Raw genomic sequence first — 22,496 nt, forward strand, 5'->3', positions numbered from 1 at the left:
CTGCCCACGGAGGTGCCGCCGGCGCCTCCACCTGTCGGTGGACCCGCTTGTCCATCCTCGGCGTCAGAGTGCCGTGGCGGCCTCGAGGTCGGCCCTGATGCCGGCCAGTCGCTGGGTTGCTACGGAGCGGGCAGCGGCGAGGTCGCCGTCGACGACCGGCTCGATGACCTCGAGATAGACCTTGAGCTTCGGCTCGGTCCCGGACGGGCGCACGATGACGCGCGAGTCGTCCGCCAGGAAGTAGCGCAGGCCCTCGGTCGGTGGCAGCCCACCGTCACCAGCGGCCAGGTCGTCGACCCGTGAGACCTCAACTCCGGCAACGCTGCTCAGCGGCTCTGCGCGCAGCCGCGCCATGACCTGGCCGAGAAGTGCGAGGTCCTCGACGCGCACCGAGAAGGCATCCGTCGCGTGCACCCCGTGCGCCACCGCGAGCTCGTCGAGCCGCTCCGAGATCGAGCCCCCGGCAGCCTTGAGAGACGCAGCGATCTCCGCGACCACCAGAGCAGCCGACACACCGTCCTTGTCACGCACCTGCTCCGGGTCGACGCAGTAGCCGAGTGCCTCCTCGTAGCCATAGCGCAGCCCGGGCACCCGCGAGATCCACTTGAACCCCGTCAGGGTCTCCTCGTGCGCGATGCCGACCGACCGGCACACGGTCGCCAACATCCGCGACGACACGATCGAGTTGGCGAACACCGCATCCGCGGGCACGCCGCGATCGAGCAGGTGCGCACCGAGCAGCACCCCGACCTCGTCACCGCGCAGCATCCGCCACCCGCCCGGGCCCGGAACGGCGACAGCGCACCGGTCGGCATCCGGGTCATTGGCGATGACGACGTCGGGGTCGGTCTGCTCGGCCAGCTCGAGGGCCGCATCCATCGCGCCGGGCTCCTCGGGGTTGGGGAACGGCACCGTCGGGAAGAGCGGATCCGGCTGTGCCTGGCTGGGAACCGGCAGTGGAGCGGCATAACCGGCAGCGACGAACGCACGCGCGACGGTCTCGGAACCCACCCCGTGCAGCGCGGTGTGGACCACCACGAGGTCACGAGGGGTGTCCGACGAGACGACGTCGACGACCTGCGTCAGGTAGCTCTCGAGCACCTCCTCGTCCAGCGTCTGCCAGCCGTCGTCGGCCAGCGGCACGTCCAGGGTCCGGTCGATGCGCGCGATCTCGGCAGCGATGTCGACGTCGGAGGGCGACACGATCTGCGAGCCGTCGCCGAGGTAGACCTTGTAGCCGTTGTCCTGGGGCGGGTTGTGGCTCGCGGTGACCATGACCCCGGCGTCAGCGCCGAGGTGCCGGATCGCATACGCGAGAACGGGTGTGGGCAGCGGACGCGGCAGCACATTGGCCCGACCACCGGCTCCCACGACGACCGCAGCCGTGTCGCGGGCGAAGACGTCGGAGTTGAACCGCGCGTCGAACCCGATGACGACGAACGGCTCGGCCCGGCCCTGTCCTTTCAGGTATGCCGTGAGGCCGGCTGCCGCTCGGATGACCACCGAGCGGTTCATCCGGTTGGGACCGGCACCGAGGGCGCCACGCAGACCGGCCGTGCCGAACTGGAGCAGGCCCGACATGCGGTCGAGGAGGTCGGCGGCGGCAGTGGCGTCGCCGGACTCGGCCGCGTCGATCACGGCGACGAGCTCTGCCTTCGTCTCCGGGTCCGGGTCGTCGGCAGCCCACGCGCGAGCAGCGGCGATCAGCTCGTCGTTCTCCGTCCCGGCCTCGGACGGGACGGTCGGCACGGACTCGTGGCGGGCGGCATACGACATGGGTTCCTCAGATCTTCGCGACGACGGCGGCGAGCAGCTGGCCGCATCGCTCGGCCGCGGCCGCGCCGGCCTCGAGGACCTCCTCGTGGTTGAGCGGCGTCTTCGAGATGCCCGCTGCGGGGTTGGTCACGAGGGAGATGCCGAGGACGTCCATGCCGCTCTGGCGGGCGGCGATGGCCTCGAGCGAGGTGGACATGCCGACGAGGTCACCACCGAGGACCTTGGCCATGTGCACCTCGGCCGGGGTCTCGTAGTGCGGGCCTCGGAACTGGACGTAGACGCCCTCGTCGAGCCCGCCGTAGACCTCGCGGGCCAGGTCACGCAGCCGGGGGGTGTAGACGTCGGTGAGGTCGACGAAGTTCGCACCCTCGATGGGGGAGTGTGCCGTGAGGTTGATGTGGTCACGGATGAGGACAGGGGTTCCGGGAGGCCACTCCTCGCGCAGGCCGCCGCACCCGTTGGTGAGGACGACGGTGCCGCACCCGAGGGCGGCAGCGGTGCGGACGCCGTGGACGACGGCGCGCACGCCGCGGCCCTCGTAGAAGTGGGTACGAGTGCCGAAGACGAGGGCTCGCCGGCCCGTGTCGCCGATGGCGACCGAGCGCATCGTGCCCGAGTGGCCGGCGACGGCAGCCTTGCCGAAGCCCGGCACGTCGGTGTTGTCGATCTCGGTGAGCGTCTCGCCGATGAGGTCCCCGGTCTGTCCCCAGCCGGAGCCGAGGACGAGCGCGACGTCGTGCTGCTCGATGCCCGTGCGCTCGCGGATCACCGCAGCGGCCGCGTCAGCGACGGCGAAGGGGTCGGTCGCCGGGTCGGCGAGGTCGAGCGGGGAGGAGGCCCAGGCGTTGTCGGTCACGCGAGCAGGGTAGCCGCCGCGTGGTTGGATGGACCGCGTGAATGCGCGAACGACTCGGGTCGTCATTGTCGGTGGCGGGCCGGGAGGCTACGAGGCGGCGCTCGTCGCGGCACACCTCGGGGGAGAGGTCACCATCGTCGACCGTGACGGCCTCGGTGGTGCGGCTGTCCTCACGGACTGCGTGCCGTCCAAGACCCTCATCTCGACGGCCGACTACATGTCCGAGTTCGAGACGGCGGCCCACCTCGGCGTCCACCTCGAGGACGGTGAGGGAGACGCGGTCCGCGACGCCAAGGCCGAGCTCGCCGAGGTCAACTCACGCGTCAAGGACCTCGCCGCCGCGCAGAGCCGTGACATCGCCGAGCGAGTGGCCGAGGTCGGGGTGAGCGTGCTCCGTGGCACCGGCCGGTTGCTGTCGGCCACCCAGGTGGAGGCGACCCTCCTCGACGGAGCCACCGAGCTGGTCGAGGCCGACGTCGTGCTCCTCGCCACGGGTGCCACCCCTCGCACCATGCCCACGGCCCAGCCCGACGGCGAGCGGATCCTCACCTGGCAGCAGATCTACGAGCTCGACGCCCTGCCCGAGCGCCTCATCGTCGTGGGTTCCGGCGTCACCGGCGCCGAGCTGGCGCAGGCCTACCTCGGCCTCGGTTCCGACGTCGTCCTCGTGTCCTCGCGCGACCGGGTCCTCCCCGGCGAGGACCCGGACGCGGCCACCGTCATCGAGGACGTCTTCCGGCGGCGCGGCATGGAGGTCCTCGGGCGCTCCCGCATGGCCGCCGTCGAGACGCGTGGCGACGGAGTGGTCGTCCGGCTCGAGGACGGGCGTGAGGTCGAGGGGTCGCATGCACTGCTGGCCGTCGGCTCCGTCCCCCAGACCTCCGGCATGGGTCTCGAGGAGGTCGGGGTCGACCTCTCGGAGTCCGGCCACATCGTGGTCGACCGTGTCTCGCGGACGTCGGTCAGAGGTGTGTATGCCGCGGGCGACTGCACGGGAGTCCTCCCGCTCGCGTCGGTGGCCGCCATGCAGGGCCGCATCGCGATGTCGCACGCCCTCGGTGACGCCGTGGCTCCCCTCAACCTCGGTGTCGTCTCGGCCAACATCTTCACCGACCCCGAGATCGCGACCGTCGGCATCTCGCAGAAGGCGATCGACGACGGCAGCGCCGACGCCGACGTGGTCACGCTCCCCCTGGCACGCAACCCGCGCGCGAAGATGTCGGGCATCACCGACGGCTTCGTGAAGCTGTTCGCGCAGAAGGGTTCTGGCGCCGTCATCGGTGGCGTCGTCGTGGCGCCGCGAGCCTCTGAGCTGATCTTCCCGGTCACCCTGGCGGTGCACCACCGGCTCAACGTCGACCAGGTGGCCAGCACCTTCACGGTCTATCCGTCCCTGTCCGGCTCGATCGCCGAAGCCGCGCGACGGCTGCACACGACCACGAGCTGACCGAGGCGTCCGGGGGCGCTGGGTGCCCAAGGGGTGCTCGGCTGGTGCCAAGCCCCACACGGAACCCACGCGTGGCTAGTTTGGGACTCATCCGAACCCCGACACCGTGGGAGAGACTTCCGATGAGTGAGCAGAAGCAGCCGATCACTGGCGACGAGGCCCTCAACAGGGCCAAGGACTACGCCCAGGACAACCCCGACTCGGCGCGCAGCGCCATCGACAAGGTCGAGGACCTGCTCGACCAGAGGACTGGCGGCAAGTTCTCGTCGGCCATCGACAGGGGTGGCGACTTCATCGAGGACAAGCTGGGCCTGCCCTCGAACCACGGCGGAACGGCCGGGTCCGAGCCGACGACCCCGGTCCCGGCCGACCCGGGTTCAACTCCCACCACTCCCACCACCCCGACGACGCCGTCGACCCCGGAGCAGCCGGGCGAGGTGCCCGTCCCGAACCCGTCGCCCGGCACCGGTGACCCGCAGCCCCAGGAGGACCCGAGCGGCCCCCTGGACCCGGGCGGTGCGCCGGGCACCGGCGCACCCTCCACCATCCCGGGTGAGGGTGCCGATGCGCCCGACGACCCGTCCTTCCCGTCGCCGGACACCCAGCCGCAGACCCAGGGCTCCCCGAGCCAGGGGGAGGCTGGTGGGCTGCCCCAGGGGGGACCCACCCAGCAGGGTGATCCGGGGTCGGCGCAGACCCCGGGCGGCAACCAGCCGGCTGACGGTGGCGAGACGATCGACCTCGGTCAGGACGACACCCGCACCCGCTGAGCATTCGTCCTGCTTCACGGCCTTCACGAACGTTCATGTCGACCTCGCCGCATCTGCTTGCGGGGGTGCCGACGACGGTCCTAGCGTGAAAGTGGGCTCGACGAGGACCCACAGCGCGGCTCGCCTCACAGGGAGCGGTGGGCCGCGCTGGTCGTCTCGGAGGGCACAGGCCGGGACGACCGGTTGTGCGGGGTTCGTCAGGCGTCCTGGATCTCGCAGAGGACGGCGCCGTTGGTCACCGTGGCGCCCACCTCGGCGGTGAGGCCGCTGATGGTGCCTGCCTTGTGAGCGGTGATCGGCTGCTCCATCTTCATGGCCTCGAGCACGACGACGAGGTCACCGGCGGCGACCTGCTGGCCGTCCTCGACGCCGACCTTGACGATGGTGCCCTGCATGGGCGCGGTGAGGGAGTTTCCGGACGCCGCGGCGCCGGCCTTGCTGCCGCCGGAGCGCTTCGGTGCCTTCTTCTTCGCGGCGCCACCACCACCGCCCCCGAGGGACAGACCGGCGGGGAGCACGACCTCGAGCCGACGTCCGCCGACCTCGACGGTGACGCGCTGACGTTCGCCCTGCTCCTCCGCGCCGTCGGCGGAGGCGGCCTCACCCGCGAAGGGTGCGATCTGGTTGTCGAACTCGGTCTCGATCCAGCGCGTGTGGATGGTGAAGGCCGCGTCACCTTCCGGCGCGAACGCCGCATCGGACACGATGGCTCGGTGGAACGGCAGCACCGTCGGCATGCCGTCGACCTCGAGCTCGGCCAGCGCCCGGCGTGAGCGCTCCAGGGCCTGCTCGCGGGTGCGGCCGGTCACGATGAGCTTGGCGATCATCGAGTCGAACGCGCCTGCGACGGTGTCGCCCTCGACGATGCCGGCGTCCCAGCGCACGCCCGGGCCCTGCGGGACGACCATGCGCGAGACGGTGCCCGGCGCGGGCATGAAGTTGCGGCCGGCGTCCTCGCCGTTGATGCGGAACTCGAAGGAGTGCGCGACCGGCGTCGGGTCGTCGTAGCCGAGCTCCTCGCCGTCGGCGATGCGGAACTGCTCGCGGACGAGGTCGATGCCGGTGACCTCCTCGGTCACGGGGTGCTCGACCTGGAGGCGTGTGTTGACCTCGAGGAAGCTGATGGTGCCGTCCTGGGCCACGAGGTACTCGCACGTGCCGGCGCCGACGTAGCCGGCCTCGCGCAGGATGGCCTTGGAGGCGCGGACGAGCTCGGCGTTCTGCTCCTCGGTGAGGAACGGCGCGGGCGCCTCCTCGACGAGCTTCTGGTTGCGACGCTGGAGGGAGCAGTCACGGGTGGAGACGACGACGACGTTGCCGTGCTGGTCGGCCAGGCACTGGGTCTCGACGTGCCGCGGCTTGTCGAGGAACTTCTCGACGAGGCACTCGCCGCGACCGAAGGCGGTGACCGCCTCGCGCACGGCGGACTCGAACAGCTCGGGGATCTCCTCGAGGGTGCGGGCGACCTTGAGGCCGCGACCGCCACCGCCGTAGACGGCCTTGATCGCGATGGGGAGCCCGAACTCCTTCGCCAGGGCGACCACCTCGTCAGCGTCCTTGACCGGGTCCTTGGTGCCGGGGGCCAGGGGCGCGTTCGCCTTGACCGCGATGTGCTTGGCCTTGGCCTTGTCACCGAGCGAGTCGATGGCGGCGGGGCCCGGGCCGATCCAGACGAGGCTCGCGTCGATGACCTTCTGTGCGAACTCGGCGTTCTCGGCGAGGAAGCCGTAACCGGGGTGCACCGCGTCTGCGCCAGCCTCCTTGGCGACCTCGATCAGCTTGTCCTGGAGGAGGTAGGAGTCCGCGGGCGTGGTGCCGCCGAGGGCGAACGCCTCTTCGGCGACCTTGACGTGCAGGGCGTCACGGTCGGGCTCGGCATAGACGGCGACGGAGCCGATGCCGGCGTCCTTGCAGGCGCGAGCGATGCGGACGGCGATCTCGCCACGGTTGGCGATGAGGACTTTGCTGATGGCCATGTCCCGGACTGTAGTGGGTCGCCCCAGCACGTGCGGGGTGTGGTGGAGCGGGGTCGGTCACACACCGAGGGACTGGGCCAGGACCCGCAGCCCGCGCTCGAGACCGGCGCGCTCCGTGGAGGAGAGGGCCTCGAGCAGCCGGGCCTCGTTGGCCATGTGGGCGGTGAAGGCCCGGTCGATGAGCTTCCTGCCGGCAGGTGTCAGGGCGACGAGCCGAGAGCGGCCGTCGGTGCCGCTCTGGCGCCGCTCGACGTAGCCCCTCGCCACGAGCCGGTCCACCCGCTTGGTCACCGCCCCCGACGTCACCACGGTCTGCTCCGAGAGGTCCGAGGGGGTGAGGGCGTGGTCACCGCCCTGTCGCCGCAGGGTTGCCAGCACGTCGAACTCGCCCTCTCCGAGCCCGAACTCGGCATAGACGCTCACCAGCTCGGCGGTGAGCGCGTTGGCGACCCGGTGCATCCGCCCGATGACGAGGAACGGGGTCGGGTCGAGGTCGGGTCGTTCGGCCCGCCACTGCTCGACGACGTGGTCCGCCATGTCCCTGTCGTCGGAGGGCGTCCTTTCGGGCTTCTGTGGCATGAGGTGGAAATATACCTTCCCTGGAAGGTATTGTACCTTCCGTGGAAACTATCTCGGACAGCAAGCTCGGTGGGTTGGCGCTCGTCGCGGTCACTGCGATCGCTCCGGTCGTCTGGGGATCGACGTATGCCGTGACGCACCTCTTCCTCCCCGCCGACCGCCCGCTCTTCGCGGGGGTCATGCGGATCCTTCCCGTCGGGCTGCTCATACTCGCGTGGCACCGGCGCCTTCCCCGCGGGTCGTGGTGGTGGCGCTCGGTCGTCCTCGGCACGCTGACGATGGGGCTGTTCGTGGCGCTGCTCTTCGTCGCGGCGACCCGCCTTCCGAGCGGGCTGGGCTCGACCATGACGGCGATCGCTCCGCTGATCACGATGGGTCTGGCCTGGGCCATCCTTCGCGAACGCTCCACCTCGGCAACCGTCGTCGCCTCGCTCGTCGGTGCGCTCGGCGTCATCATCCTCGTCCTCCAGGGCGAGGTCGGCGGTCACGTCGACCTCGTGGGGCTCGTCGCCGCGGTGGGGGCGGTGACCTCCGCGAGCATCGGGTTCGTGCTCACCAAGCGATGGGCCGTGGACGAGGGCGTCCTCGTCGTCACCACGTGGCAGCTCGTCGCCGGGGGACTGGTGCTCCTGCCCTTCGCCCTCCTCCTCGAGGGCGCGCCGCCGAGCCTGCCCCTCTCGGGCTGGGTGGCGCTGGCCTACCTCGGCGTCATCGGCTCAGGTGTCGCCTACGTCGCCTGGTTCAAGGGGCTCGCCACCATGAGCGCCGGCGCCGTCGCCGTCATCGGGCTGCTCAACCCCGTGGCCGGCACCCTGCTCGGCGTCGTGCTGCTCGGCGAACCCTTCGGGGCGGTTCACCTCCTCGGCATGGGTCTCGTCCTCGGCAGCGTCCTGCTGGCCCAGCCGCAGCTTCGGTCGGTCCTTCGAGGGTGGACCGGTCAACGCTGGGTGGGCACCCGGCATACGGTGGATGCATGCCCATCAACGACATCGTCCTGAAGTCCGGATCGACCCAGGTCGACATCCCCCAGCTCGGCTTCGGTGTGTGGCAGGTGCCCGACGCCGAGGTCGACGCCGCCGTGCTGTCGGCCCTCGAGACCGGCTACCGCCACATCGACACCGCCAAGCTCTATGACAACGAGGCCGGCGTCGGCCGCGCGCTCGCCGCCACCGACGTCCCCCGTGACGACATCTTCGTGACGACCAAGGTCTGGCCGAGCGAGTTCGGCGCGCAGGAGACGGTGGAGTCGTTCACCGGCTCGATGGACCGCCTCGGCCTCGAGACCCTCGACCTGCTGCTCCTGCACTGGCCCTTCCCCGAGCAGGACCGCTACGTCGACGCCTGGAAGGCACTGCAGGCCCTGCGGGACTCCGGCCGCGTGCGGGCCATCGGCGTCTGCAACTTCCACGTCGACCACCTGCAGCGCCTCTTCGACGAGACCGGCGAATGGCCCTCGATCAACCAGATCGAGCTCCACCCCTACCTCCAGCAGAGCGAGGTCGCGGAGTTCAACGCCGAGCACGGGATCGTCACCGAGTCGTGGAGCCCGCTCGCCTCCGGCAAGGAGGTCCTCGACGACCCGGTGATCGGCGCCATCGCCGAGCGCCTCGACGTCACCCCCGCCCAGGTGATCATCGCGTGGCACCTCGCCCGCGGCTTCGTCGTCCTTCCCAAGTCCGTCACCCCGAGCCGCATCACCGAGAACTTCCAGTCCACGTCAGTCTCGCTGACCGAGGACGACATGGCGCAGATCGCGACCCTCGACCGCGGATTCCGCACCGGCCCCGACCCCGACAAGTTCAACGGCTGACGCGCACGGCTGGGTGTCGGGGATTCGGGGTCTCACACGGACGTGTCGGCCCAGATCCCCGACACTCACCCGGCCTTCAGTGAAGCAGCAGGCGGACCAGCCGCTCACGCAAGGCGATGCGGTGGCGAGCCGCGACCAGGCTGAGTGCAGTCATCTCCACGTAGGTGTAGCCGACGTCCTCGAGCCGGGCCCGCCGCTCCCGCTCGTACTGCCACTGGCTGCGGTCGGTGCGGTGCTGGTCGCCGTCGTACTCACCCACGACCTTGCGCTCGCGCCACAGGAAGTCAGGCCTGGCAAGCCAGTGTCCGCCGGCGTCGAAGACGTCCACGTTCAGCTCCGGCTCAGGGAGCCCCCACGTCACGAACGCGTGCCGAGCCTTGCTCTCCCAGGGTGACGCCGCACCCGGCCGAGCCAGTGCCGCGCACCGCCGCAGTGCCACAGCGCCGCGGGCTCGCCGATCCGCGGCCGCTCGCTCAAGGTCCTTGGGCCGTGTCAGGTCACGAGCGAGCAGGGCGTCAGCGATGGCGAGGAGGTCACCGTCGGGCAGCTCGTGACCCAGGTCTGCCCACGTCTGGAGCGGATCCGTCACGGGCAGGCCGTCGACGAGCTCGGTGTCACGTCGCTCGAGGCCGCGGTGGCTCCTGACACCGGCTCGCACCACGAGAGGTGTGCCGGAAGGCCGCATGACGTGCAGGCACTCGCTCGGGTCCCAAGGGCGAGGCACGGGCAGGCCGTGGATCCGAGCAGCAGTGCGATGCGAGTAGACGAAGGGCTGGGGAAGGACCAAGGCGTAGGCCCGAGCCATCGCCTCGACGCTGTGGCTGTCCGACCCCATCGAACGGACCCCGGAGGTGGGCGTGCGCAGGTCGCTCGCTCGGAGGCGGTCGGCAGTGGCCCCGGCACTCATCGCCGTTGACGTGGGAAAGACTCTGCCCAGGCCGGATGGCAGCGGTGCGGGAGGTCGGGACATGCGACGAGCCTCGCCGCCTTGGGACCACCACGCCTTCCCGTGACCGGTTTCTGTGGACGGCCCAGGGTTTGTCGTGCCCCTGTGGACGGCGGCCACAGTCGGAGAATCGGGGCCATCGAGGACGAGGAGGGCCCGGATCACCGACACTCGACTCGCGATCGTCGCCCAGGGGCTCAGACGGGGAGGAGGCGGCCGACGAACTCCCTCAGCTGGGCGACGTTGCGGCACTCGTGCATGTCGACGATCTCGCTGTAGCGCAGGGCGACCGAGTCGCCGCTGCCCCACATGCGGACGGGTTCGGGGTTGAGCCAGGAGACGTGTCGGGCGTGCGCAGCGATCTCACGGAGGGCGTCGAACTGGGGGTCCGTGTGGTTGGAGCGGGCGTCACCGAGGATGAGGACCGCCGTGCGGTGGCCGATCACGTCGAGGTGGTGCTCGACCACGTCGGCGAAGACCGCGCCGTAGTCGCTGTTGCGGTGCCACCGCGTCATCCGGGAGAGGTCGTCGAAGGCGTCACCCAGGTCGCTGCCGGGTGGGGCGCCGATGACCTGCTCGGTGAGGTCGTCGACGCGGTTGACGAAGCCGAGGATGCGCACCCGGCGGAACTGCGTCGCGAGGGCCTGCACGAGCAGGATCGTGAAGCGCGAGAAGCCCGCCACGGAGGACGACAGGTCGCAGAGGATGACGAGGTCGGGACGGTGCGGGCTCGCACGCTCCAGTGCAGGACGGATGGGTATGCCGCCCGTGGACAGTGAGCGACGCAGCGTGCGTCGCACGTCGATCCGACCCCGCGAGGCGCGTCGTCGGCGGGCTGCGAGCCGCGTCGCGAGCTTGCGTGAGAGCGGCTGGATCGCGCCCCGCAGCTCCTCGAGCTCGGCCGGTCCCGCGAGGAGGAAGGGCGTCTGCTCGGCAGGTGGGCGGACGGCATACCGGCTGATCCGTTCGGGGCCGCGGGCCTCGGCGTTGCGACGGCGCGTCTCGGCCTCGACCCGACGACGGAAGGCCGCGACCCCCGTGCGCACCTCGTCGCGGGTGAAGCGGGAGGCGAAGTTGTTGCCCGAAGCAGGGCCGCCCGTGCCGGAGCCGGAGCCGCCCGATCCACCACTGCCGTCGCCGGAGCCGCCGGGTGCGTCCTCGGCAGCGTCCTGCAGGCGTGCGACGGCTCCGGCGACGGCGGTCTGGGGGGCGAGGGTGTCGAGGGCCTGCTGCGCCGAGAACGACCCGGTGGTGGCGGCGTTGGCGAGGGCCCCAAGTTCGGCGACGACGCGGGCCGCGAGCTCGTCGAGGGCCCGCTCATCGCCGGCGGCCAGGGCTCGGGCGAGGTCGTCGCGCAGCTCGGCGGCCCGGGAGCGCCGGTCCTGCAGCGTGCCGGGCGGTGCATCCGCGCTCACCCCGGAGCGTTCCCCGAGGGCAGCGGGGAACCACACGTCATACAGGTCGTCGAAGACCTGTCGCTGGCCGGAGCGACGGAGCAGCGCGGCGGCGAGGCCCTCGCGCAGGCGCCCGCGGTCCTCGAGCCCCAGGACCCGGACGGCGGCGCCGGCGTCGACGATCTCGCTCGTCCCGAGGACGACTCCGTGGCCGCGCAGGGCACGCGCGAAGCCGACGAGCCGGGAGTCGAGTGCGGTGGACATGCTGCGAACGGTCAGGCGGGGGCGGGCAGGTCGAGGGCCACGGCAGCCCGCTCGATGTCGTCCTGGTGCTTGAGCAGGACGCCGAGGTTGTCGCGGACGAGCTCAGCCGTGAGGTCGACGTCGCTGGTGGCGCCGAGGGCGATGAGGGTGCGAGCCCAGTCGACGGTCTCCGAGACGGACGGCGCCTTGCGCAGACGCAGCTCGCGCAGGCGCTGGACGAGGCGCACGACCGAGGCGACGAGGGCGTCGTCGAGCCCGGGCGCGCGGAGGGTGACGATGCGCTGCTCGAGCTCGGCGTCCGGGTAGTCGATGTGGCGGAAGAGGCAGCGTCGACGCAGGGCCTCGGACAGCTCGCGGGTCGCGTTGGACGTGAGGACGACGAACGGGCGGTGGGTCGCGGTGATCGTGCCGAGCTCCGGCACCGTCACCTGGAAGTCGCCGAGGATCTCGAGGAGCAGCCCTTCGATCTCGACGTCTGCCTTGTCGAGCTCGTCGATGAGCAGCACGACCGGCTCGTCGCTGCGGATGGCGGCCAGCAGAGGCCGGGGCAGGAGGAACTCGTCACTGAAGATGTCGTCGCGCAGCGCATCCCAGCCGTCAGCGGAGTCGCGCTCGGCGGTGATGCGCAGGAGCTGCTTGGCGTGGTTCCACTCGTAGAGGGCGCGAGCCTCGTCGACCCCTTCGTAGCACTGGAGCCGGATGAGCCTGGCCCCGGTCGCCTCGGCCACAGCCTTGGCCAGCTCGGTCTTGCCGACACCGGCCGGTCCCTCGACGAGCAGCGGCTTGCCGAGGTGGTCGGCGAGGAACGTCGTCGTGGCGATGGCGTCGGAGGCGAGGTAGCCGGCCTCGGACAGGCGCTCTCGCACCTCGTCGATCGAGTCGAACCGTGTCGTGGCTGACGGGGAGGCTGCCGAGGTGCTCACGGTGACATCCTCGCAGCCGACGGCGCACGGCATACCCTGCCGTTCATGGCTCCCCGCGTGATCCACACCGCACAGGCACTCGTCGACGTCGTGGTCGAGGTGCCCTCGCTGCCCCGCCGCGGCGGCAACGTCATGGCACCGCCGCCGAAGGAGTATGCCGGGGGAGCGGTGAACATCCTCCTCGCCGCCGCGCGGCAGGGCGCGCACTGCGTCCACGCGGGCGCGACGGGCACAGGTCCGCACGGCGACCTCGTCCGCGAGGCGCTCGCGGCCGAGGGGGTGACTGTCTCCAGCCCTGTCGTGCCCGACCTGGACACGGGGATCTGCGTCGTCATGCTCGAACCCACGGCGGAGCGCACGTTCGTCACCACCCAGGCCGCTGAGCGCGTCATCACCGTCGAGTCGCTCCAGACCTCCGACCCGCAGGCGGGTGATCTCGTGTGCGTCAGCGGCTACAGCCTGACGGGCACCACCCGAGATCCGTTGTTGCAGTGGCTTGCCGGGCTACCGGGCGATGTCGAGGTCGTGCTCGACCCGGGCGCGATCTTCGCCGAGCTCGATGACGAGATCCGCGGCCGGATGCTCGAGATGACGACGGTGTGGACCGGCAACGCCGAGGAGAGCCAGGCCCTCACCGGCGAGGCCGACATCGTGGTGGCGGCCGGGAAGTGCCTCGACCACCTGCCGGAGGGGGCCGTGGCCGTCGTCCGTGACGGACCGGAGGGGTGCGCGGTCCATGCGGACGACGAGACCACCGACCTCGACGGCTATCCGCAGCAGCCGGTCGACACCAACGGCGCCGGCGACACCCACACGGGTGTGCTCATCGCCTGCCGCGCAGCCGGCGCGAGCTGGGTCGAGGCTGCCCGCAGAGCCAACGCCGGAGGAGCGATCAAGGTGACCCGCCGCGGTCCGGCGACGGCCCCGACGGCAGCCGAGATCGACACGTTCCTCGACCAGCACGCCTGACCGACCACGCGCGTCAGCTCGGGTGCCCCTCTGCCTCGGCCTGCTCCTCGACCTCGACCTCCTCGCGCGCCTGGTCCAGCGCACGGGCGCGGTGCCGATCCAGCAAGACCTTGCCCAGGCCTGCGGCGACGACGGCTCCGACCGTCCCCGACATGATCCAGGCCAGCGCCGATCGTTCGTCCGAGCGGTCCATGACAGGGCTCCTTGCTGTGCAGGGCGGATGCTTCCACCCACGCTAGGCGAGAGGGTCGCCCCAGGTGGGAACGGCATACAGCCGTGGGTTCAGGCCCGCCGTTCGAGGTCGGCTCGGCAGGCCTCCTCGAACCGTCCCAGCTCGTCGATCGCGGCGTCGAGGTCGCGGCGTCGCTGCTCCAGGTCGGCACGACGCTCGTCGATCTGCGCCAGGACGTACTCGAGCTGGCTCCTGCGACCGCGGGGCGCGTCGTAGAGGTCGATGATCGTGCGGATCTCCTCGAGCGGGAAGCCCAGGCGCTTGCCCCGCAGGATGAGTCCGAGCCGGGTCCGGTCGCGGCGGTGGTAGACGCGGGTGGTGCCGAGGCGCTCGGGGGTGATGAGGCCGAGCTCCTCGTAGTGCCGCACGGTCCGATGGGTCACGTCGAACTCGTCGGCGACCTCACGGATCGTCCAGGTCTGCTTGTCCTCGGATCGGCTTGCCACGCGCGCCAGTATTGCTTTACGTTAACGTCAACGTCAAGAAGCAGTGTGAGAGGACATCGATGTTCGAGCTCAGCCAGGACCATGAGGACTTCCGCAAGGTCGTGCGTGACTTCGCCGAGCGCGAGGTCGCTCCCCACGTCGCGCAGTGGGACCGGGACCACCACTTCCCGGCTGACCTCGTCCCCAAGATGGGCGACCTGGGGCTCTTCGGCCTGGTCGTGCCCGAGGAGTTCGGCGGCAGCCTCGACACCGAGGAGGGCGGGGCGTTCACCAGCCTCTGCGTCGCCATCGAGGAGCTCGGTCGCGTCGACCAGTCCATCGGCATCACGCTGTCCGCGGGCGTCGGGCTCGGCATCAACCCGATCCTCACCTACGGCACGGACGAGCAGAAGCAGCGCTGGCTGCCCGACCTCGTCGCCGGCCGCGCCCTCGCCGGCTTCGGTCTCACCGAGCCGGATGCGGGCTCCGACGCCGGCGCCACCCGGACCAAGGCCGTGCGTGACGGCGACGAGTGGGTCGTCGACGGGGCCAAGGCGTTCATCACGAACTCCGGCACCGACATCACCTCGCTCGTCACCGTCACCGCCCGCACCGGCACCGATGACAAGGGCAACGCCCAGATCAGCGCCATCATGATCCCCTCTGGCACACCGGGATTCACGGTCGAGCCGGCCTACGACAAGCTCGGCTGGCACATCTCGGACACCCACGGGCTCACCTTCCAGGGCTGCCGGGTGCCCGAGGCGAACCTGCTCGGCGAGGAGGGCCAGGGGTTCAAGCAGTTCCTCAAGACCCTCGACGACGGACGCATCGCGATCTCGGCGCTCGCCCTCGGCATGGCCCAGGCGATGCTCGACCTCTCCACCGACTACGCGAAGACCCGCACCGCCTTCGGCCGCCCGATCGGCTCCAACCAGGGCGTCTCCTTCCAGGTCGCCGACCTCGCCGTGTCGGTGGAGGCCGCCCGCCTGCTGACCTACAAGGCCGCGTGGCTCAAGGACGAGCTGGAGGCCGGTCGCCGGTCCGTCAAGGAGGTCAAGCAGGCCGCGTCGATCGCCAAGCTCTACTCGAGCGAGGCCGCCGTCACCGCCACCCGCATCGCCGTCCAGATCTTCGGTGGGAACGGCTTCATGGAGGAGTACCCCGTCGCCCGCTTCTACCGTGACGGCAAGATCCTCGAGATCGGCGAGGGCACGAGCGAGGTCCAGCGCATGCTCATCGCCCGCCACCTCGGCCTCGGCTGACCCCCGACCCCCGGCCGACGAGAAGAAGGAAGGTATGCCGGTGAGCGACTCCGCGTCCACCTCCAGCGACCCTCGGGTCGCCGACGTCCGTCGCCGGCTCGAGGCCGCGCACACCGCCTCGGCGAGCGCTCCCGAGAAGGCGGCGGCCAAGCTCGCCGCGCAGGGCAAGCTCTATGTCCGGGACCGCATCGCCCTGCTCGTGGACGAGGGCAGCTTCGTCGAGGACGGCCGCTACGCCAACGCCCTGGCTCCGGGCCTGCCGGCCGACGGCGTGGTCACCGGCCGCGGCACGGTCGATGACCGCCCCGTCATCGTCATCGCCAACGACCCCACCGTGAAGGCCGGGTCGTGGGGAGCTCGCACCGTCGAGAAGATCGTGCGCGCCACCGAGATGGCGCTGCGCGAGGAGCTGCCCATCTTCTGGTTCGTCGACTCGGCGGGTGCCCGCATCACCGACCAGGTCGAGATGTTCCCCGGGCGGCGGGGTGCGGGTCGCATCTTCCACAACCAGGTGGCGCTCTCGGGCAAGGTCCCACAGATCTGCTGCCTCTTCGGCCCGTCTGCCGCCGGGGGTGCCTACATCCCGAGCTTCACCGACCTGCTCATCATGGTCGAGGGCAACGCGTCCATGTATCTCGGCAGTCCGCGCATGGCCGAGATGGTCGTGGGGGAGAAGGTCTCCCTCGAGGACATGGGCGGGGCGCGCATGCACTGCACCGTGTCCGGGGTTGGTGACATCCTCGTCCAGGACGACGCCGAGGCCATCGAGATGGCCAAGCTCTACTTCTCCTACGTCCCGCAGAACTGGCGGTCGCCGACGCCGTCCTACGAGACCGAAGCGCCGGAGGCCCCGCTCACTCACGACTCCGTGCCCGAGCGCGAGAGCCAGCCGTTCGACGTCCATGACGTCATCGACGGCCTCCTCGACGACGACAGCTTCTTCGAGATCAAGGCGCTCTTCGCCCCCGAGCTCGTCATCGGACTGGGCCGCATGGGTGGCGAGACCGTCGGCATCGTCGCCAACAACTCGATGGTCAAGGGCGGGGTGCTCTTCACCGACAGCGCCGACAAGGCCGCTCGCTTCATCTGGCTCTGTGACGCCTACTCCATCCCGCTCGTCTACCTCGCCGACGTCCCCGGCTTCATGATCGGCTCCGAGGTGGAGCGCGGCGGCATCATCCGGCACGGAGCCAAGATGGTCTCCGCCGTGTCGAGCGCCACCGTGCCCCAGTTCTGCGTGGTCGTGCGCAAGGCCTACGGCGCCGGGCTCTACGCCATGGGCGGCCCGGGCTTCGGCCCCGATGCGACGATCGCGCTGCCCACGGCGCGCATCGCCGTCATGGGTCCCGAGGCCGCGGTCAACGCCGTCTATGCCAACAAGATCGCCGAGGTCGAGGCAGCCGAGGGCGCGCAGGCGCGGGACGCGTTCGTCGCGGAGAAGCGTCGTGAGTACGAGGAGGACGTCGACCTCGAACGCCTCGCGGCCGACCTCGTCATCGACCAGGTCACCGAGCCTGAGCACCTGCGCGACGAGCTGCTCCGCAGGCTGCGCTATGCAGCGAATCGGGACCGTTCGTTCGCGACCAAGCGACGCGGCATACCTCCTGTCTGAGACGTGTCGGGCGACTCGCTCGGGTCGCACTTCGGTGGTTTCTCTGGGTAGCCTCGATGGGGTCAGGCCTCACTGTCGAGGCTGATCCCACCGAAAGGTTCTCCTGATGCGTGCACTACGCCGCACCGCCGCCCTCGCCGGCGTGCTCGGACTCACCGCCCTCGTGGCCACCGCGTCGCCTGCCAGCGCCGCCACCAACGACCCGCTGCGCAACAAGCAGTGGGGGCTGACCCAGGTCCGCGCCGAGCAGGCGTGGGCGACCTCGCGGGGCGCCGGCACGACGATCGCCGTCGTCGACACGGGCGTCGACCTCGCCCACCCCGACCTCGCTGCCCAGCTCGTGCCGGGGGCGACCTTCGTCGGCTGTGCCGGCGGAGCGACGGTCTGCAGTGACGGCAGCTGGAAGGGCGTCGACGGGGTCGGCCAGGACGTCGACGCGCACGGCACCCACGTGTCGGGCATCGCCGCGGCCATCACCGACAACGCGACCGGTGTGGCCGGCGTCGCGCCGGACGCGAGCATCATGCCGATCAAGGTGCTCGAGAACGGCTCCGGCTCGACCGATGACATCGCCCACGGCATCCGTTGGGCGGCCGACCACGGCGCCGACGTCATCAACCTCTCGCTCGGCTCGCTGCCGGGCACGCAGGTGCTGTCGGTCATCGGTCTCGACACGGCCGTCGAGCAGGCCATCGCCTACGCCCGCACCAAGGGCGCCGTCTCGGTGATCGCCGCGGGCAACACCTCCACCATCGCGTGCACCAGTCCCGGCTTCTCCAGCACCGGCATCTGCGTCGGCTCGACCGACAGGAACGAGCTGCACTCGGCGTTCTCCGAGCTGCCGATCAAGCCGGACCTTAAGGTGGTCTCGGCCCCCGGTGGCTTCGCCTTCGGCGCCTGCGACGACGACGTGTGGTCGACCGTGCCGACCGAGGCCACGAGCGGCTGCGGTGTCGCGGGCTACGACTCCTTCGCCGGCACCTCCATGGCGACGCCGCACGTCGCGGGCGTTGCCGCGCTGCTCCTCGCCCAGGGTCGCTCGGTCGACCAGACCGAGAAGGCGCTGCTCACCACGGCACGGACCCCGGTGCTCGGCCTCAAGGGAGCGTTCACCCCGCTCTACGGCTACGGCATCGTCGACGCCCAGGCAGCGGTCGCGTCCGCTCGCTGAACCACGAACACAGGTATGCCGTGGCGCGAGTCCTGCGTCACGGCATACCTGCGTCTCGGGCGGATGCTCGAAGGGCCCGCCAGGGGAGGTGCAGCTCGGCCAGGAGCTCGCGCAGGACCGGCAGGGACACCCCGACGACGTTGGACGGGTCGCCCTCGATGGCGCGGACGTAGGGCGCACCCAGCCCGTCGAGGGTGAAGGCGCCGGCGACGTGCAGCGGCTCGCCGGTCGCGACATACGCCTCGATCTCGGCGTCGTCGAGGTCGGCGAAGTGCACGGTCGTCGACGCGGTGACGCCGACGACGCCCTGCGTGCCACCGTCGTCGGTGTCCCGGTCGTCGACGAGCCAGTGTCCGGTATGGAGCACCCCAGAACGTCCCCGCATCCGCTGCCACCGCGATGTCGCCTCCGCCGCGTCGGCGGGCTTGCCGTGGACCTCGCCGTCGAGCTCGAGGACCGAGTCGCAGCCCAGGACAAGGCAACCCGGCTCATCGGCGTCGGTGCGAGCGCGAACGACGTCCTCGGCCTTCGCGCGGGCGAGGAGCAGCGCGACGTCGGCGGCGGGCAGTCGTCCGTGGACCGCCTCGACGGCCGCGACGACGGCGTGCTCGTCGACCCGGCTGACCTGGACGAGGGGCTCGACACCAGCTGCGCGCAGGGTCGCGAGCCGTGCCGGCGAGGCAGATGCCAGGACGAGCGTGATGGTCTGCGCCGTCATCCGAGCACCTCGTCGACGAAGCACCAGCGCCACGCCTCGCCGGGCTCGAGCGAGCGCATCACGGCGTGACGCTCTGCGGTGAAGTGCTTCCCGGCGTGCTGCCCCGGCGACGAGTCGCAACAGCCCACGTGGCCGCACGACACACAGATCCGCAGGTGCACCCACGTCTGACCCTCACGCAGACACTCCTCACAGCCCTCGACGTTCGAGGGGACCGCACAGTCGGGCAGGGAGGTGAGGTGCTCGCAACCCGGTGACACCTGGTCGGGAGCGAGCAGCGGGGCATCACGCAGCCGGGCTGCCCTGGCCATGCTCCACGTCAGGGCAGCCTCCTCGGCGTCGAGCTGGTTCATGACGCTGGAGAGGATCTCGTGGTCGACGTCGTCCTCGTCGCGGATGCGGACGAGCTCACGGCGCTCGGCGTCGAGCATGACCATGCGCAGTCGCCTGCGGGTCTCTGTGGGTGGCTCGCCGTCGCCGGGTCCCAGCGTGCCGAGCCGCTCCCAGATGCGGTTGACCCGGATCTCGGCATTGTCCCTCAGCTCCTGTGCCACAACGGGATCGACGCCGGGCTCGTCGTCGAGCGAGCGCAGTCCGGCACCGGTTGCGGCCTGCACGACGGTCGCCTCCTGCAGGGCGTCCTCGCGCGGGTCCGGGCCGCGCACGTCGAGGGCGCGGGCCAGCCATGGCAGCGTCGACGACTGCAGGGCCAGGGTGCCGACGGTGACGATGAGGGCGATGAGGATGAGCGTCGGGCGCTCCGGAGTCTCCGGCGGGAGGGTGAGGGCGGCGGCGAGGGTGACCACGCCGCGCATCCCGGCCCAGGAGGTGACGGCGACGCTGGCGGCCTTGCCCGGCATACGCTCCGCCCTCCCGAGCACGCCCGAGAGGTAGCTGAACGGGAACATCCACACCGGCCGCAGCAGCAGGACGGCGAGCAGGACGGCCAGGCCGACCACGACGGCCCGGCCGAGCGAGATCTCGCTCGCCCGGACGTCGCCGACGGTGCTCGCCAGCTGCAGCCCGATGAGGAGGAAGACGGTGTTCTCGAGGAGGAAGGTGATGCTGGCCCAGTTGACCCGCTCGCTGAGACGCGAGGCCGCGGACTGGAGGACGAGGGACTTGTGGGCCAGGAGGAGGCCGGTGGTGACGACGGCGAGCACGCCGCTGGCGCCGAGCTGCTCGGCCGGAAGGTAGGACAGGAACGGCGCCGCGAAGGAGAGCGCCGTGTCGGAGCTGGCCTCGGTGAGGTTCTTGCGGATGAGGCCGATGAGCATGAACACGACCCAGCCCACGCCGACGCCACCCACGACGGCGAGGCCGAAGTCGCGCGCGACGGATCCCACCGAAACCGCTCCGTGAGAGGCGAACCCGTGGTGCGACGAGGCGAGCCCCGCAGCCGCGATGGCCGTCCGCAGCGTCACGAGAGCGGTCGCGTCGTTGAGGAGGGACTCCCCCTCGAGGATGGTCGTGATCCGGCGCGGCAGCCCGATCCCGCGAGCCACCGCCGTCGCAGCCACGGCGTCCGGCGGGGCGACGATCGCGCCGAGGGCCACCGCCACGGTGAACGGGACGCTCGGCAGCAGCCACCACGCGAGCAGCGCGACGCCGAACGTCGTGAAGAGCACGAGGCCGACCGACAGGCCGAGGATCGGGAGCCGGTTGGCACGGATGTCGACGAGCGAGGTGTTGAGGGCGGCGGCATACAACAACGGGGGGAGCAGGCCCAGCAGGACGACATCCGGATCGAGCGAGACGTCGGGGATGAACGGCAGGACGGACGCGATGAGCCCGACGACCAGCAGGGCGATCGGGGCGGGCAGACCGAGAGGAGCGCTGAGGCGGGCGACGAGGATGACGGTCACGGCGATGGCGGCGAGCGTGAGAGCGAGAGTCACCGGCTCATTGTCGTGGATGGCCGAAGGTGTGACGCAACCGACGTGACGGCCCGTCTTGCGGCCCCGGTTACCCGGCGGTAGGTTCGGCGCACCGCGCAGTGCTCGCCCTCGCCACACTCGAACCAAAGGCTGACAATGACGTCACGCATGTTCCGCCGGGCCCTCGCCCCGCTCGCTGCCCTGGGGCTCGTCGCCGCGCTGGCGGCGCCCGCCACCGCCGGCCCCGACTCCGTCCCCGGCACGGCCGGCGCGACGACAGTCACCGACACCCCCGAGCCGCCGCGACCGGCCTTCTACCAGCCACCGGCAGCCATACCGGCCACGCCGGGAGCGATCCTGCGCACCGAGCCGGCGACGCAGTTCATCGACCCGTTGGGCCTGTCCACCCTCAACGTCTCCGCCACCCGGGTGATGTATGCGTCCACGGACCGCGTCGCACGACCGATCGCGGTGACGGGCACGATCTTCGAGCCCAGGAAGCCGTGGCTCGGGCTGAGCTCGCGTCCGCTCATCAGCTATGCGGTGGGGACGATGGGCCTCGGCGACCGTTGCGCCCCGTCGCGTCAGCTGGCCGAGAGCCTGACGATGTATGAGCACTACTTCCTCCAGGGCCTGCTCGCCCGTGGGTATGCCGTCGCGCTCACGGACTACCAGGGGCTCGGCACGCCGGGCACCCACACCTACGTCAACCGCGTCGCGCAGGGTCACGCCGTCCTCGACATGGCGCGTGCCGCCCTCGCCCGGCCCGGGACGACGCTGCGGAGCACGACACCCGTGGGTTTCTACGGCTACTCACAAGGTGGCGGTGCTGCCGCCTCGGCGGCCGAGCTGGCCGGCACCTACGCACCCGAGCTCAGGGTCAGGGGCACCGTTGCCGGGGCCGTCCCGGCCGGCCTCGTCAAGGTCGCCGCGAACCTCGACAGGAGCCTCTATGCGGAGTTCCTCAACTACGCCCTCCTCGGCCTGTCCGCCGGCCATGGGGTCGACGTCGCCGGCTACCTCAACGACAGGGGCAGGGCGGTCGCGCAGCGCACCGAGGGCAGCTGTGTCTTCGACCTCGCGCAGTCGGCCTTCCAGGACTCGGCGACCCTGACCCGGGACGGGCGGCCGCTCACGGCCTACCTCGCCGAGGAGCCGTTCGCCTCGGTCGTCGCCGAGAACCGCATCGGCAACCGCAAGCCGTCGGCCCCCGTGCTGCTCTCCCACTCGCTGCTCGACGACGTGATCCCCTACGCCGTGGGCAGGCAGCTCGGCAAGGACTGGTGTGCTCTCGGTGCCAACGTGCGGCTGTCGAGCAACGTGGGACCCACCCACCTCGGTGGCACCCTTCCGTCCTCGGCAGAGAGCTACGCGTTCTTCGAGGCGCGCTTCGCGGGACTGCCGCAGGCGAGCAGTTGCTGGGCGATCCGGTGACCCGCACGGACTGAACCACCACGCAAGGTATGCCGTCCGCTCACGAGAGCGG

20 protein-coding genes are annotated in these 22,496 nt (G+C 70.9%); 9 read left to right on the forward strand and 11 right to left on the reverse strand.

Annotated elements, in window-relative coordinates; genetic code table 11:
• Positions 1–63: 63 nt before the first annotated feature.
• Entirely contained in the window at positions 64–1,776 is a 1,713-nt protein-coding gene (locus tag ACZZ98_RS13400; protein ID WP_463516708.1) for a phospho-sugar mutase, read from the reverse strand.
• Positions 1,777–1,783: 7 nt separating this feature from the next.
• A complete protein-coding gene (locus ACZZ98_RS13405; protein WP_463516709.1) occupies positions 1,784–2,632 on the reverse strand; it encodes a purine-nucleoside phosphorylase in 849 nt (282 codons plus the stop codon).
• Positions 2,633–2,660: 28 nt separating this feature from the next.
• On the opposite strand from ACZZ98_RS13405, the gene ACZZ98_RS13410 reads away from it, so the two are divergent.
• Complete coding sequence (locus ACZZ98_RS13410) at positions 2,661–4,079, forward strand: NAD(P)H-quinone dehydrogenase (protein ID WP_463516710.1); 1,419 nt, start codon at positions 2,661–2,663, stop codon at positions 4,077–4,079.
• A gap of 122 nt (positions 4,080–4,201) precedes the next feature.
• On the forward strand, positions 4,202–4,849 hold the full coding sequence (locus tag ACZZ98_RS13415; protein ID WP_463516711.1) for an antitoxin: 648 nt from the start codon (positions 4,202–4,204) through the stop codon (positions 4,847–4,849).
• Between the two features lie 197 nt (positions 4,850–5,046).
• On the opposite strand, the gene ACZZ98_RS13420 is transcribed toward ACZZ98_RS13415, so the two are convergent.
• Together ACZZ98_RS13420 and ACZZ98_RS13425 are read right to left on the reverse strand one after the other, a co-directional pair.
• Positions 5,047–6,825, reverse strand: a complete 1,779-nt coding sequence (locus ACZZ98_RS13420; RefSeq protein ID WP_463516712.1) for an acetyl/propionyl/methylcrotonyl-CoA carboxylase subunit alpha — start codon at positions 6,823–6,825, stop codon at positions 5,047–5,049.
• A 57-nt stretch (positions 6,826–6,882) separates the two neighbouring features.
• Positions 6,883–7,362: a MarR family winged helix-turn-helix transcriptional regulator gene (locus ACZZ98_RS13425; RefSeq protein ID WP_463516713.1), complete on the reverse strand. Its 480-nt coding sequence runs from the start codon at positions 7,360–7,362 to the stop codon at positions 6,883–6,885.
• 83 nt (positions 7,363–7,445) lie between these two features.
• Here ACZZ98_RS13425 and ACZZ98_RS13430 point away from each other — a divergent pair, with 83 nt between their 5' ends.
• Together ACZZ98_RS13430 and ACZZ98_RS13435 are read left to right on the forward strand one after the other, a co-directional pair.
• Positions 7,446–8,402, forward strand: a complete 957-nt coding sequence (locus tag ACZZ98_RS13430) for an EamA family transporter (RefSeq protein ID WP_463516714.1) — start codon at positions 7,446–7,448, stop codon at positions 8,400–8,402.
• Positions 8,378–9,214 (forward strand): aldo/keto reductase, encoded by an 837-nt coding sequence (locus tag ACZZ98_RS13435; protein ID WP_463516715.1) that lies wholly within the window; start codon positions 8,378–8,380, stop codon positions 9,212–9,214. Before ACZZ98_RS13430 ends, ACZZ98_RS13435 begins: the two co-directional genes overlap by 25 nt.
• A gap of 76 nt (positions 9,215–9,290) precedes the next feature.
• Here ACZZ98_RS13435 and ACZZ98_RS13440 read toward each other — a convergent pair whose 3' ends face one another.
• From ACZZ98_RS13440 to ACZZ98_RS13450, 3 genes are all read right to left on the reverse strand, one after another.
• Positions 9,291–10,121, reverse strand: coding sequence for a hypothetical protein (locus ACZZ98_RS13440; RefSeq protein WP_463516716.1), 831 nt, complete (start codon positions 10,119–10,121; stop codon positions 9,291–9,293).
• A gap of 236 nt (positions 10,122–10,357) precedes the next feature.
• Positions 10,358–11,818, reverse strand: coding sequence for a VWA domain-containing protein (locus ACZZ98_RS13445; RefSeq protein ID WP_463516717.1), 1,461 nt, complete (start codon positions 11,816–11,818; stop codon positions 10,358–10,360).
• 11 nt (positions 11,819–11,829) lie between these two features.
• On the reverse strand, positions 11,830–12,741 hold the full coding sequence (locus tag ACZZ98_RS13450) for an AAA family ATPase (RefSeq protein WP_463516718.1): 912 nt from the start codon (positions 12,739–12,741) through the stop codon (positions 11,830–11,832).
• A gap of 45 nt (positions 12,742–12,786) precedes the next feature.
• Between ACZZ98_RS13450 and ACZZ98_RS13455 the strand changes: the two genes are divergently transcribed.
• A complete protein-coding gene (locus ACZZ98_RS13455; protein ID WP_463516719.1) occupies positions 12,787–13,710 on the forward strand; it encodes a PfkB family carbohydrate kinase in 924 nt (307 codons plus the stop codon).
• 13 nt (positions 13,711–13,723) lie between these two features.
• Here ACZZ98_RS13455 and ACZZ98_RS13460 read toward each other — a convergent pair whose 3' ends face one another.
• Both ACZZ98_RS13460 and ACZZ98_RS13465 read right to left on the reverse strand, forming a co-directional pair.
• Positions 13,724–13,903 (reverse strand): hypothetical protein, encoded by a 180-nt coding sequence (locus tag ACZZ98_RS13460; RefSeq protein WP_463516720.1) that lies wholly within the window; start codon positions 13,901–13,903, stop codon positions 13,724–13,726.
• Positions 13,904–13,992: 89 nt separating this feature from the next.
• Complete coding sequence (locus ACZZ98_RS13465) at positions 13,993–14,388, reverse strand: MerR family transcriptional regulator (protein ID WP_463516721.1); 396 nt, start codon at positions 14,386–14,388, stop codon at positions 13,993–13,995.
• 59 nt (positions 14,389–14,447) lie between these two features.
• Between ACZZ98_RS13465 and ACZZ98_RS13470 the strand changes: the two genes are divergently transcribed.
• The 3 genes from ACZZ98_RS13470 to ACZZ98_RS13480 all read left to right on the forward strand — a co-directional run bounded on the left by ACZZ98_RS13470 (position 14,448) and on the right by ACZZ98_RS13480 (position 18,415).
• Entirely contained in the window at positions 14,448–15,632 is a 1,185-nt protein-coding gene (locus ACZZ98_RS13470) for an acyl-CoA dehydrogenase family protein (protein ID WP_463516722.1), read from the forward strand.
• 34 nt (positions 15,633–15,666) lie between these two features.
• Positions 15,667–17,244, forward strand: a complete 1,578-nt coding sequence (locus ACZZ98_RS13475) for an acyl-CoA carboxylase subunit beta (protein ID WP_463516723.1) — start codon at positions 15,667–15,669, stop codon at positions 17,242–17,244.
• Between the two features lie 106 nt (positions 17,245–17,350).
• Positions 17,351–18,415, forward strand: coding sequence for a S8 family serine peptidase (locus ACZZ98_RS13480; RefSeq protein WP_463516724.1), 1,065 nt, complete (start codon positions 17,351–17,353; stop codon positions 18,413–18,415).
• Positions 18,416–18,452: 37 nt separating this feature from the next.
• Here ACZZ98_RS13480 and ACZZ98_RS13485 read toward each other — a convergent pair whose 3' ends face one another.
• A complete protein-coding gene (locus ACZZ98_RS13485) occupies positions 18,453–19,133 on the reverse strand; it encodes a Maf family protein (protein WP_463516725.1) in 681 nt (226 codons plus the stop codon).
• The gene (locus ACZZ98_RS13490; RefSeq protein ID WP_463516726.1) at positions 19,130–21,031 is read right to left on the reverse strand and encodes a Na+/H+ antiporter; all 1,902 of its coding nucleotides are present in this window, start codon (positions 21,029–21,031) and stop codon (positions 19,130–19,132) included. Before ACZZ98_RS13490 ends, ACZZ98_RS13485 begins: the two co-directional genes overlap by 4 nt.
• 135 nt (positions 21,032–21,166) lie before the next feature.
• Here ACZZ98_RS13490 and ACZZ98_RS13495 point away from each other — a divergent pair, with 135 nt between their 5' ends.
• Complete coding sequence (locus tag ACZZ98_RS13495) at positions 21,167–22,444, forward strand: lipase family protein (RefSeq protein ID WP_463516727.1); 1,278 nt, start codon at positions 21,167–21,169, stop codon at positions 22,442–22,444.
• Positions 22,445–22,496 lie beyond the last annotated feature (52 nt).

The organism is Knoellia sp. AC549 (assembly GCF_979258975.1).